Raw genomic sequence first — 12,342 nt, 5'->3', positions numbered from 1 at the left:
CGGCGCCGGCGGCGCCGCCGGTCTCAGCGCACCAGCATGTAGTGGATGGCCAGCGGGCTGCCGGGCTTGGCAACCCGTCCCAGGCCGATGATGCCCTCGCCGGCCAGCTCGGCTGAGTCGCGGCGGACGAAGATTTCCTCGCCCTGCATGGTCTGGATGAAGGTGCCGTTGGTGCTCTCGTCCACCAGGAAATACCGGTGCCGGCGCTTCTCCACCCGGGCGTGGATGCGCGAGATCAGATTGCCCTTCACCACCAGATCGTTCTCGTCGGCGCGGCCCATGGAAATGCTCGTGCGCTTCGCGTCCATTTCCACTTCCTTGCCGTTATAGGACAGGACGAGCTTCACCGGCTTGTCGGCGCCCTGCTCCTCGAAGCCGATCGTCGGCAGCATGCTGGTGGCCTCCTCCGGCTGCCACAGCACCTCGTAGAGCGCCACCTCGTCGCGCTTGCCCTTCACGGTGGCGATGTCGATCTGGCGGACCAGCGCCTGCCAGTCCTCGTCCAGCTGTTGCACCATCGTGTCGGTGGTGATGATCTGGCGCGCCTTCGCCTGGGAGGTCATCCGATTCGCCGTGTGCACCGCGGAACCGAAGATGTCCCGGTTCTCCTGCACCACCGGGCCGAAGTGGCAGCCGATGCGGATGGACACCTTGTGGCCCTCGCCGATCAGCTCCTCGTTGTCGCTGATCCGCTTCTGCATGGCCGCCGCCGCGCCGATGGCGGCATTGGCCGTCGGGAAGGTGGCCATCACCTCGTCGCCCATGGTCTTGATGACCGTGCCGCCGGTCTCCTCGGTGGCGGCTTTCATGATCTCCAGGCACTCGGCCACCGTCTCGCGGGCGCGGTCGTCACCCAGCGTCTCGTAGAGCTGGGTGCTGCCGACGACGTCGGCGAAGAGAATGGCGACTTCAGCGTCTGTGGTCATTATCTGTCCGAAAGCCTTTGCTGCCGGCGGGATACGCGGGGAAGCTTATCCGTTTTCCCGCTCGATTATACGCAGACAGGGGCGCCGACCGACACCCATTATGTCCAATCCGCCGGCACCCGGCCCCGGAGAGCCTATTTCTCCGCCACGATGTAGACGATCCAGGCGGGGTCCGGCTCACCCTCCGACTCCGGGGTGAATTCGCCGTTGCCCTCGCCATCCTCGTCCTCGCCCTCCCAGTAGACGGTGGCCTTGCTGAAGCCGGCCTCCAGCAGCAGCTCGCGGATCTCGGGCAACGTCCACAGGCGCCACTCGTAGCTGAAGGCCCTCTTCATCTTCGAGCCGTCCGGGAACTTGAAATGGATGTGGCACTTCATGTAGCCGGTCACCGGATGGTATTCGGCCTGATGCCAGACATAGGTGAAGTCGTCGTGCTCGGTCTCCTCTTTCACCACGTCCATGGTCTCGGAGCCGCCGAAAGCGTCCAGGAACAGGATGCCGTCGTCCGCCAGGCACTCCCGGCAACGCTCGAAGTAGCGGCGCATCTCGTCCCGGGAATCGAAGATGAAGTAACTGAAGTTGAACGCGCCGATCAGGTCGACCACGCCGGTATTGGCCGTGAGGACGTTGTCCTCGATGAGGGTTACGCGGTCGCGCTCGTCGTGGGTCAGGTGGGAGAGCCGGTTCTCCCGGCCCCAGGCCAGCACCTCCGGATCCAGATCCACGCCGATTGCGCGCCGGTCGCTGCCACGCCGCACCCACTCGCAGCAGGCACTCGCCGTGCCGCAGAAGTCCTCGCGGTAGATCTGCGGTGTGCGTCCGCGCAGTTCGCCGAAGGTATCCAGGAGGAAGTCCACCTCCACCTCGACGTCCTGGACGGATTCCTCGTAGAGCTCGTGCCTGTCGGCTAGCTCGGCCATTGTCTGCTTGCGTTGTGCCTTGCCCATGGGGTGTCTGTACCTTTCTTATACGGAGCGGACGGGTCCTGCCGCCGCTGAATTGTATAGGCTGGCGCCGTGGGCGGCTATGCGTACTGCCCGGCAGCTTTGGGTACAATCCGGCGCAAACCGTATCGAGAACCGTATCGAAAACCGTTTCGGCAAACTGTCTCGGAGCCATCGATGTCGCCATCCACGCTGAAGCGACGTGCCGGCCTGCCGGCACTCGTCGCCACTCCTCTGTTCGCCATTGCCCTGTCTGCGATTTTCGGCACGGCCGCAGCGCAGCCGTTGTCCAACGATCTCAAGGACAGTGCCGCCGCATTGCGCGACGCCGCGCTCGCGGGCACGCCCGCTTACGACATCGTCGAGTCACTCACCCTGGAGGTGGGACCGCGCATGGCGGGCTCACCGGGCGACCGCGCGGCGGTGCGCTGGGCGCTCGAGAAGCTTCGCGCGCTCGGCCTCGAGAACGTGCGCACCCAGGAAGTGGAAGTGCCCCACTGGGACCGGGGCACGCTCTCCGTGACGCTGCTCGGTGAAAACCCGGTTCCGCTGGCCGCAACCTCGCTCGGCGGTAGCGTCGGCACCGGCGAGGCCGGCATCGAGGCGGGCGTGGTGCGCGTGAGCGGCCTCGAGGATCTGCAGGACCGCGACGCGGAGGACATCCGCGGCCGCATCGTCTTCATCGACAAACGAATGGAGCGCGCCCGCGACGGCCGGGGCTATGGCGAGACCGTTCCCGTCCGTCTGTACGGCGCACGGGAGGCGGCGAAACTCGGCGCCCAGGCCGTCGTCATCCGCAGCGTCGGTACCAGCGACAACCGGGCGCCTCATACCGGCACTCAGCTCTACGATCTCTCCATCCGCCGCATCCCGGCCATCGCCCTGTCCGCACCGGACGCCGACCTGCTCGCCTACCGCATCGCCGCCGGCGCCGAGCCGGTGCTGCGCATCCACTCCACCGCCCGCCAGCTGCCACCCACCACCTCGGCGAACGTCATCGGCGAGATCCCCGGGCGCGAAACCCCGGAGGAGATCGTGCTGCTGGGCGCTCACCTCGACTCCTGGGACCTCGGCACCGGCGCGCTGGACGACGGCGCCGGCGTCGGCATCGTCACGGCGGCAGCCCACCTCATCGGTCAGCTGGACACCGCGCCCCGCCGCACCATCCGCGTGGTCCTGTTCGCCAACGAGGAATTCGGCCTGTCCGGTGCGCGCAAGTACCGGCAGATGAGCGACGAGGAATTCGCCAATCACATCGTGGGCACGGAAGCCGACTTCGGCGCCGGCCGGGTCTGGCGCATCTCTTCCAACGTGGCACCGGAGGCCCTGGATCTGGTGGCCGGCATCCACCAGGTGCTGGCACCGCTCGGCATCGAGCGCGGCGGCAACGACACCGGCGGCGGCGCGGACCTGCGGCCGCTGCGTACCGGCGGCATGCCGGTGTTTTCCCTGACCCAGGACGGCACGTACTATTTCGACTACCACCACACGGCCAACGACACCATCGACCGCATCGAGCGCGCGGCCATCGACCAGAACGTGGCCGCTTACGCCGCCTTCGCCTGGATCGCCGCCAACCTCGAGCGCGACTTCGGCCGGCTGGCCGTCGAGCCCCGCGAGTCCCGCTGAGCGAGCCCACACGCCGTACCCAACTCACGACCAGAGTCATCATCACGGACGAAACCATGAGAAAGTTACCGACACTTTGCCTGACCGCCCTCGCCTTCCTCGCCGGCACCGGCGTGGCCGCGGAGACACTGATGCTGCGCTACCCGGACATCCACGGCGACCGGGTGGTGTTCACCTACGCCGGCAACCTCTGGTCCGTGTCGGCCGACGGCGGACACGCACGCCAGCTCACCAGCCATCCGGGGCTGGAGATCTTCGCGGAGTTCTCGCCGGACGGCAGCGAGATCGCCTTCACCGGCCAGTACGACGGCGCCGAGCAGGTGTACGTCATCCCGGCGGAAGGCGGCGAGCCGCGCCAGCTGACCTGGTATCCGTCCCAGGGTCCCCTACCCGCCCGCTGGGGCTACGACCACCTGGTGCAGGGCTGGACGCCGGACGGCGAGCGCGTATTGTTCCGCTCCCTGCGCGACGCCTGGGGGCTGGGCGACGGGGGTCTGTTCACCGTGAGCCGCGAAGGCGGTCTGCCGGAACCGCTCCCGCTGCCGAGAGCCGGCGCCGCCACCTTTGCGGGCAGCACCGACCGTCTGTTCTATTCGCCGCTGATGCGCGACTTCCGCACCTGGAAGCGCTACCAGGGCGGCTGGGCCCAGGACCTGTATCTGCTGGATATCCCGGGCCGCACTGCCACGCCGGTCACCAGCCACGAGCGCTCGGACCGCGATCCCATGTGGATCGACGGCGCTGCCTACTTCGCCTCCGACCGGGACGGCCGTTTCAACCTCTACCGCCACGACCCCGCCACCGGCGAAACCACCCAGCTGACTCGTTACACGGACTGGGACGTGCGCTGGCCCGGCACCGACGACGCCGGCCGCATCGCCTACGAGCTGAACGGCGCCATCCACGTCTACGACACGGCCACCGGCGAAGACCGGCGCCTCACCATCACGGTTCCCTCCGACCTCCTGCCGGCACGCCTGCGCCAGGTCAGCGTCGCCGGCCAGATCGAGGACTTCGCGCTGTCGCCGAAGGCCCGCCGGGCGCTGTTCGTCGCCCGGGGCGATCTGTTCAGCGTGCCGGTGGAAAAAGGCCTGGCCGTCAACCTGACCGGCACCTCGAGCGCCCACGAGCGCGAAGTGGCCTGGTCGCCGGATGGCAGCCACATCGCCTATGTCTCCGACTTCTCCGGGGAGGAAGAGGTGTACGTGGAAGACTCCGCCGGCGGCGACCCGGTGCAGCTCTCCGAAGGCTACCGCACGCGCTACTCCGCGCCCGCCTTCTCGGCGGACGGCGAGCGCCTGGCCTGGCATGACGCCGCAGGCCGCATCTTCGTGGCGCGCACCGACGGCCGCGGCGAACCGGTGATCGCGGCCGACGAGGCCCAGGGCGACACGGCGGACTACGCCTGGTCGCCGGACGGCCGCTGGCTCGCGTTGAGCCTGAGCGAGCCCTCGGGCATGCGCTCCATCCATGTCTGGGACGCCGAGCGCGAGAAGCTGCACCGCGTCACCGACGAGTTCTTCAACGACCGCTCGCCTGCCTGGTCGCCGGACGGCAAGGCACTGTACTTCCTCGGCGACCGCATGTTCCAGCCACAGATCGGCACCCGGGAGTTCAATTACACCCTGGTCGACCAGGTGGGCATCCTCGGCCTCGCCCTGACCGCCGATGCCGGCAACCCCTTCGCACCGGAGAACGCCGATCCCGTCATCGAGGAAGAAGAGAAGAAGGACGAGGACGGCAAGAAGAAGCAGGCACCGGAGGTCCGCATCGACTTCGACGGCCTGGCCGGACGGTACTTCCGGGTACCCGGCATCACCCCCACCAACATCCAGGGCCTCGCCGTCACCGGCAAGCATCTCCTGTACGTGGTCACCGACTCCTTCTATTACGGGCGCGAACCGCTGCAGCAGCCGCGGCTCATGACCTACAGCATCGAGGACCGGGAAGCGAAGGAACTGGTCGGCGGCGTCCAGGGCGTGAGCCTCTCGCCGGACGGCGGCTTCGTGATGGTGCAGGGCAAGGACGGCTACAAGGTCTACGACATCGGCAAGGGCGCGGAACAGGAGACGAAGGCCGTCGCCACCGACAAACTGGTGGCGGACATCGACCCGCGCGCGGAATGGCGCACCATCTTCGACGAGGTCTGGCGCCGCTTCCGCGACTACTTCTACGTTGAGAACATGCACGGCCTCGACTGGCAGGCCGTGCGCGAGCAATACGAACCGCTGCTCGAGCACGTCTCCCACCGCTCCGATCTCAACTACCTCATCGGCGAAATGATCGCGGAACTCAACGCCTCCCACGCCTACATCGCCGGCGGCGACGAGGGCCTGCCCGCCCGCCCCAATGTGGCGCTGCTCGGCGCGCGCTTCGCGCTGGATACGGATGCCGGCCGCTACCGCATCGCCGACATCCTCCCCGGGGAGAACGACAGCGAGCGCTATCGGTCACCGCTGACGGAGACCGGCGTGGACGTGCGCGAGGGCGACTACCTGCTGGCCGTGAACGGCCGCGAGCTGACGGCGGCCACGAACCCGTACGCGCTGCTGACCGTCCCGGCCGGACAGCCCCTGCAGCTCACCGTCGGCGAAACGCCCGACCTGGAGGACGCGCGCACGGTGCTGGTGGAGCCTCTCGCCAGCGAGTCGGATCTCATCTACCTGAACTGGGTGGCGGAGAACCGGCGCAAGGTAGTCGAGGCCACCGACGGCCGCGTGGGCTACATCCACATCCCGGACATGGGCGCGAACGGTATTCGCGAGTTCATCAAGTGGTACTACCCGCAGATCCGCAAGGACGGCATCGTGGTGGACGTGCGCTCCAACGGCGGCGGCAACGTCTCTCAGATGCTGATCGAACGCCTGCGCCGCAACATCCTGGGACTGTCGTACGGCCGTCACAACGACCGACCGAACACCTATCCGTTCACCGTCTTCCCCGGGCACCTCGTCTGCCTCATCAACGAGACCTCGGCATCCGACGGCGACATCTTCCCCTGGATGTTCCGGGAGGCGGGCCTCGGCCCGCTCATCGGCAAGCGCACCTGGGGCGGCGTCATCGGCATCACCAACCACGGCCCGGTGCTGGACGGCGGCGAGGTCTACGTGCCCCAGTTCGGCTACGCCAACGCGCAGGGTGAGTGGGACGTCGAGGGCGAAGGCGTCAGCCCGGACATCGTCGTGGACAACGACCCGGTCGCGCTGCTCGAGGGCCGCGACCCGCAGCTCGCGCGCGGTATCGCCGAAGTAATGCAGCGCATCCAGGCCGATCCGCCGCGCATCCCGCAGCGCCCGGCGGGCCCGGTGCGTACCGACTGATCGGCGCGGTCAGGCGGCCCGCGGCAGCGCCGCCAGGGCCTCCTCCACCACTTCCACGCCGGCATCGTGGCGGTGGGCGTTCTCGCTGAGCGTCCGCCGCCACTGCTTCGCGCCCGGGCAGCCGGCGAACAACCCGATCATGTGCCGGGACACGTGATGCAGCCGCCCGCCGGCGGCCAGATGCGCCTCGATGTAAGGCAGCATCCGCTCCACCACGGCGTGACGGCTGGCGGGTGCCGTGGACGGATCGCCCAGTGCGCGCTCGAGTTCCGCCAAGACCCAGGGTGTGTGGTAGGCCGCGCGGCCGAGCATCACCCCGTCCACGCGATCGAGCTGTGCGCGGGCTTCTTCCACCGACGTAATGCCACCGTTGATCACGATCTCGAACTCCGGGTAGCGCTCCTTCAGCCGATAGACCCGCTCGTAGTTCAGCGGCGGTACCGTGCGGTTCTCCTTCGGGCTGAGACCGGCCAGGATCGCGATGCGCGCATGCACGATGAACGTCGTGCAACCGGCCTCCGCCACGGTATCGACGAAGCGCAGGAAGAATTCGTCGCTGTCCTTGTCGTCGATGCCGAGGCGGGTCTTCACCGTCACGGGCACATCCACCGCTTCGGACATCGCACGCCAACAGTCGGCCACTAACTCCGGACGGTCCATCAGGCAGGCGCCGAACTGCCCGTCCTGTACGCGGTCGCTCGGACAGCCCACGTTGATATTGACGGCGTCGTAGCCGGCGTCGACGCCGAGGCGGGCCGCACGTGCCATCTTCGCCGGGTGGCAGCCGCCGACCTGGAGGACGACGGGTTTCTCGGCGGCATCGAAATCCAGCAGGCGATCGGCGTCCCCGTGGGCAAGGGCTTCGGCCGTCACCATCTCGGTGTAGAGTAGCGCCGAGGGTGAGAGCAGGCGATGGAAGTACCGGCAATGGCGGTCCGTCCAATCCATCATCGGCGCAACCTGTATCTGTCGGCGATGTGGGCAATTTCTTCGGTGGCTCATTGCGAGAGTGTGGTGGGAGTGCGAAGCTCGTAGCTCTTGCGTAAGAATACCGCTTCTCCGGATCTGAACCCAATACCTGCCATGTCGCATTGCTCAGTTGCTGCTCGGCTGACTAAAGAGGATCTCCGGCAGGTCCGCTCGGGTCTGCCACACAGGATCTGGGGCTACGACGTGGGCAGCAATCTCACCGACGAAACCGATCCGAACCTGAACGACACCGACCACACCTACGATCCGCTGAATCGTCTCACGCAGACTCTGGATGCGCTGTCCGGGACGACGAGCTACGCCTATGACGTCAATGATGAGCTGATCTCGGTCACGGCGCCGAACAATGCACAGACGAGTTACAGCTACGACGACCTTGGCAACCGGCTTTCGGTCTCCAGTCCGGATACGGGCCTGACGACCTACACGTACGATGCTGCCGGCAACCGCATCACGCAGACCGATGCCCGGGGTGTCACGACCACCTATACCTACGACGCCCTGAACCGCCTGACCTCGGTTTCCTATCCCGACTCATCGCTGAATATCTCCTATGGCTACGATGGCGGGATGAGCCAGCTCGGTCGGCTGACCTCGATGACGGATGGCGCCGGTACCAGCAACTACAGCTACGACGCCTTCGGCAATCGCATCAGCGTCTCCCGGACGATGGACGGCGTCGTTCACACCACAGGTTTCGAGTACGATGCTGATGACCGGCTCTCCGTCATTACCTATCCCTCCGGCCGTCGCGTGGACTACACCCGGAATGCCGCGGGAGAAGTGACAGCGGTCACGACCACGGTCGGCGGCGTCACGGAGCCGGTCGCCTCCAGCATCGTCTACGCCCCTTTCGGCCCGCTGGTCTCGCTGGACTTCGGCAATGGCCTCAGTCTGATCCGGATCTACGATCTTCAGTATCGACTGACGGACCAGGTCACGAGCGACGGTGCCACCCCCATCGAGGACCTGGCGCTAATCCACGACTCCGGCGGGAACATCGATCAGATCGCCGATGCGAACGACCCCACGCGGACACGGACCTTCGACTACGATGCCCTGGACCGGCTGATCAGCGACACCGGTGACGACGGGGTGCTCGCCATGAGCTACGACCCGGTGGGTAATCGCCAGTCGCTCGTCACCGATGACGGCGTGAGTATCACCACCGACACGCTGACCTACTCCCCCGCCTCTAACCGTCTCTCGAGCTACGATGCCGTAACCGTCACGCTGGACGCTGCCGAAAACACGCTGGATGATGCTCGCGGCAAGACGTATATCTACGGTGATCACGGCCGGCTGCTGAGTGCCTCCGTCGGCGGCACACTCCAGGCGACCTATGCCTACGACGGTCACGGCCAGCGGGTTCGGAAGCTCGAGGCAACCGGCAGCGGGCGACGTTACGACTATCACTACGGACCTGCCGGGGAACTCCTCGCCGAAACGCTCTATGACAGTGCCGGTACGCTGATCGAGCACCGCGACTACCTCTGGCTCGATGGCATGCCGCTCGCACAGGCAACCGGCTCCACCATCGTCTTCCTGCACACGGACCAGCTCGACACGCCCCGGCTCGCGACCGACGCTGTCGGCACCGTTATCTGGCGCTGGGCAAGTGACGGTTTTGGGGTCGGTGCTGCAGATGAGGATCCGGATGGCGACGGGCAGGCCACTGTGGTCTCTTTGCGGTTCCCGGGGCAGTACTACGATCAAGAGACAGGGCTGCACTACAACTACTACCGCACTTATGACCCGACTACGGGGCGGTATCTGGAGAGCGATCCCATTGGGTTGGCCGGCGGGTGGAATACCTACGGATATGCATTGCAGAATCCACTGTCGTACACAGATCCGACCGGCGAGTCGGCAGTAGCCCGCGTTTTGACCGGCCTTGGTGCTGACACTGCCGTGCCTGACCCTTCCGACGCGGCATGGCCAAAATGGGCATTCTGGGGCGCATTGCTAGCTGGCGCATATGTCTATGACGTATGCACCGATTCTGACGACGATAACTTCTGCTATAGCCGCTGGGAGGCTGAAGATTCTCGTTGCTGGCAATGGAAAAACTTGGGAATGCGACATGTGAAGGCCTGTCAAGACCGTGCGGCGACGCGGCGAAATATGTGCAATCAGAATGGTGGAAAGCCGAATCCTTTGGAACCACCGGAGTATTCTCCATTTAGGGACTATCCGCGATAGATCATCGGTTGAAAGGTAGATTGACATGAACGAGGCACGATCGACTGATAGGCAAATCGAGAAAGTCTACGGAGAAGATGGCCAACTTATCGCCGAAGCGGAGTTCAATTCCGAAGGGAAGTTGGATGGGGTTGAGCGTCATTGGAATCTGGCAGGACAGCAGATATTGGAGGCATCCTACCGCAACGGATTACACGATGGTCCTTATCGGAGCTGGTGGGACACGGGAGAGGTAAAGGAAGTCGGCCAGTACAGGAATGGCCAAAGAGTTGGTTTGTACACTTGGTACTCGGCCGACGGAGAAAAAGTGTCGGAGCACGACTACGGAGGAAAATAACGAGCGAAGGGGCACCATCGAGAATTACAGTCTACAACTACCACCGTACATATGACCCTTCGACTGGGCGGTACCTGGAAAGCGATCCTATCGGGCTCGAAGGTGGATTGAATACTTATGGGTACGCTCTGCAGAATCCGTTGAGCTACTTTGATCCCGATGGTCTTGATTGACCTTATCCCCGAAATCTGGCCCATGAATTCACTAGGATTTCCCGTTAGAGTTGACTTGGGGGAAGTCCGAAATGAAACGAAAGCGATTTTCCGAAGAGCAGATCATCAAGATCCTGCAGGCGCACGAGAACGGTGTGCCGCTGGCAGAGTTGGCCAGGGAGCACGGCTTTGCCGAGGGCACGATCTACACCTGGAAGGCGAAGTACGGCGGCATGGAGGTGTCCGAGGCCAAGCGCCTGAGGGAGCTCGAGGCTGAGAACAAGAAGCTGAAGAAGCTGCTGGCCGAGACGATGCTGGAGAAATCGGCGTTATCGGAAGCGCTGAATCGAAAATGGTGAAGCCTGCCGCGCGGCGGCGTGTCGTTGAGTTTTGGGTCCGGGAAGGGCTCCTGAGTCAACGCCACGGTTGCAGGCTGATGGGAGTGAGCCGATCGATGGTTCGCTACGTTCCGCTACCGACCAACGATGCAGACCTTCGGACCAGGCTCAAGGCGCTGGCCGAGCAGTACCCGCGCTATGGCTGCCCGACTCTGCACGCCATGCTTCGGCACGAGGGGGTCGTGCGCAACCACAAGCGCACACATCGGATTTACACGGAGGAGCGGCTTCAGGTCCGCACCAAGCGGCGCAAGAAGCTGACTCGGCCGAGAGTACCGATGCTCGTGCCAACGAAGCCTAATGAGCGCTGGTCCGTTGATTTCATGTCCGACCAGCTGGCTGATGGCCGACGCTTCAGGATGCTCAATGTCGTCGATGACTTCAGCCGCGAGTGCGTTGGTCAGCTCGTCGATACGTCGATATCAGGGGCGAGGATGGCCCGGTTCCTCACCGAACTCGACCGCCCGTTGCCGAAAACTATCGTCTGCGACAACGGCCCCGAGCTGACCTGTAAGGCCATGTTCTTCTGGGCCAAAGATCACCGGGTGAAGCTGCATTTTATCCAGCCCGGAAAGCCAACCCAGAATGCGTTTGTTGAGAGCTTCAACGGACGATTTCGGGAGGGCTGCCTTAACCAGCATTGGTTCCGATCCCTGCAACATGCTCGTGACGAGATCGAAGCCTGGCGCCAGCATTACAACGTGGAGCGACCACACAGCTCATTGCAGTTCATGACACCGGCGGCCTTCGCTGCCCAAGTGGCGTAGTATGTCCTTTCCTAGTGAAGTACCGGACCAACTTCAGGGGTAAGGTCACTCTCACCTGCGCCCGATCGCCCGCCTAGGGGTCTCAAAAACACTTGCTATTCGGCAACCGCACGCTGAGCCCTGAGATCGACTCCCCCCTGGCATACTCCTCAGGTCGGCTGGCGGTGGTAACCAGAGCAGTGCGGACCGTGATCCGATTTCGCCTATACTGGGCGCTCTGGCGAATCTGCGGATTACCTGTGCGGGACCATTGTGCTTGAAGGCCTCGGCAATCTCGGCGATTTCATAGGCGGCATCGCTGTCGTCGTGTCGTTGATTTATCTGGCTATCCAGGTACGAGCGAATACGCGTGCTGTGCAGTCTTCGAGTCGTCAACAGGTTGCTGAGCAGTATCGGATTACGAACAGACTGCGATTGGATCCAGAGAAGGCGGAGGCGTTCTGGGAGGGTCTTGTTTATTATCCGGACATGCCAATCGCGAAACGGCATCTGTTCGGAGGTCTAATGACTGAAGAGGCGCTGTTTTTCCAAAGTGTGTTTGCAATGCACGAGTCAGCCCAACTGGAAGGGGAAACGTACGAAGCCTACTTGCGCTGGTTTTCATCAGTTGTCGCGACGCCCGGCGGGAAGCATCAGTGGGACGATGCAATCAAACCGATATTTCCGCGCAGGATGAT

10 protein-coding genes are annotated in these 12,342 nt (G+C 64.3%); 7 read left to right on the top strand and 3 right to left on the bottom strand.

The features are described from left to right. Window positions 1-23: 23 nt before the first annotated feature. Window positions 24-926: an adenylate/guanylate cyclase domain-containing protein gene (locus tag ACJMKZ_RS17830; protein ID WP_405234581.1), complete on the bottom strand. Its 903-nt coding sequence runs from the start codon at window positions 924-926 to the stop codon at window positions 24-26. A gap of 134 nt (window positions 927-1,060) precedes the next feature. Further along, complete coding sequence (locus ACJMKZ_RS17825; RefSeq protein WP_405234580.1) at window positions 1,061-1,873, bottom strand: class I SAM-dependent methyltransferase; 813 nt, start codon at window positions 1,871-1,873, stop codon at window positions 1,061-1,063. A 174-nt stretch (window positions 1,874-2,047) separates the two neighbouring features. On the opposite strand from ACJMKZ_RS17825, the gene ACJMKZ_RS17820 reads away from it, so the two are divergent. After that, window positions 2,048-3,499 carry a M28 family peptidase gene (locus tag ACJMKZ_RS17820; RefSeq protein WP_405234579.1) on the top strand — a complete coding sequence of 484 codons (1,452 nt, stop codon included), beginning with the start codon at window positions 2,048-2,050 and terminating at the stop codon, window positions 3,497-3,499. Window positions 3,500-3,555: 56 nt separating this feature from the next. Next, on the top strand, window positions 3,556-6,819 hold the full coding sequence (locus ACJMKZ_RS17815) for a S41 family peptidase (RefSeq protein WP_405234578.1): 3,264 nt from the start codon (window positions 3,556-3,558) through the stop codon (window positions 6,817-6,819). Between the two features lie 9 nt (window positions 6,820-6,828). Here ACJMKZ_RS17815 and dusA read toward each other — a convergent pair whose 3' ends face one another. Next, complete coding sequence (gene dusA / locus ACJMKZ_RS17810) at window positions 6,829-7,821, bottom strand: tRNA dihydrouridine(20/20a) synthase DusA (RefSeq protein ID WP_405234577.1); 993 nt, start codon at window positions 7,819-7,821, stop codon at window positions 6,829-6,831. Between the two features lie 171 nt (window positions 7,822-7,992). Between dusA and ACJMKZ_RS17805 the strand changes: the two genes are divergently transcribed. The 5 genes from ACJMKZ_RS17805 to ACJMKZ_RS17785 all read left to right on the top strand — a co-directional run. After that, window positions 7,993-10,011, top strand: coding sequence for an RHS repeat-associated core domain-containing protein (locus ACJMKZ_RS17805; RefSeq protein ID WP_405234576.1), 2,019 nt, complete (start codon window positions 7,993-7,995; stop codon window positions 10,009-10,011). A gap of 25 nt (window positions 10,012-10,036) precedes the next feature. Next, entirely contained in the window at window positions 10,037-10,348 is a 312-nt protein-coding gene (locus tag ACJMKZ_RS17800) for a toxin-antitoxin system YwqK family antitoxin (protein WP_405234742.1), read from the top strand. Beyond that, a complete protein-coding gene (locus tag ACJMKZ_RS17795) occupies window positions 10,294-10,521 on the top strand; it encodes an RHS repeat-associated core domain-containing protein (RefSeq protein ID WP_405234575.1) in 228 nt (75 codons plus the stop codon). The genes ACJMKZ_RS17800 and ACJMKZ_RS17795 overlap by 55 nt, the downstream gene beginning before the upstream one ends. A 71-nt stretch (window positions 10,522-10,592) precedes the next feature. Further along, a protein-coding gene (locus tag ACJMKZ_RS17790; protein ID WP_405234574.1) for an IS3 family transposase occupies window positions 10,593-11,665 on the top strand; the annotation gives its coding sequence in 2 pieces (ribosomal slippage) (window positions 10,593-10,854 and window positions 10,854-11,665; 1,074 coding nt in all). 252 nt (window positions 11,666-11,917) lie between these two features. Then, window positions 11,918-12,342 (top strand): hypothetical protein (locus tag ACJMKZ_RS17785; RefSeq protein WP_405234573.1); only part of this gene is annotated, 425 nt, incomplete at its 3' end.

Origin of the sequence: Lentisalinibacter salinarum (assembly GCF_040706555.1) — a bacterium.
GTDB classification, from domain to species: Bacteria; Pseudomonadota; Gammaproteobacteria; order Steroidobacterales; family Woeseiaceae; genus Lentisalinibacter; species Lentisalinibacter salinarum.
The sequence above is the reverse complement of the archived record's forward strand: the minus strand, read 5'-3'. Positions and strand labels throughout refer to the sequence as shown.

Coding starts and splice junctions, on each gene's coding strand:
- ACJMKZ_RS17830 (WP_405234581.1), bottom strand. CDS start 926: ATGACCACAGACGCTGAAGTCGCCATTCTCTTCGCCGACGTCGTCGGC.
- ACJMKZ_RS17825 (WP_405234580.1), bottom strand. CDS start 1,873: ATGGGCAAGGCACAACGCAAGCAGACAATGGCCGAGCTAGCCGACAGG.
- ACJMKZ_RS17820 (WP_405234579.1), top strand. CDS start 2,048: ATGTCGCCATCCACGCTGAAGCGACGTGCCGGCCTGCCGGCACTCGTC.
- ACJMKZ_RS17800 (WP_405234742.1), top strand. CDS start 10,037: ATGAACGAGGCACGATCGACTGATAGGCAAATCGAGAAAGTCTACGGA.
- ACJMKZ_RS17815 (WP_405234578.1), top strand. CDS start 3,556: ATGAGAAAGTTACCGACACTTTGCCTGACCGCCCTCGCCTTCCTCGCC.
- dusA (WP_405234577.1), bottom strand. CDS start 7,821: ATGAGCCACCGAAGAAATTGCCCACATCGCCGACAGATACAGGTTGCG.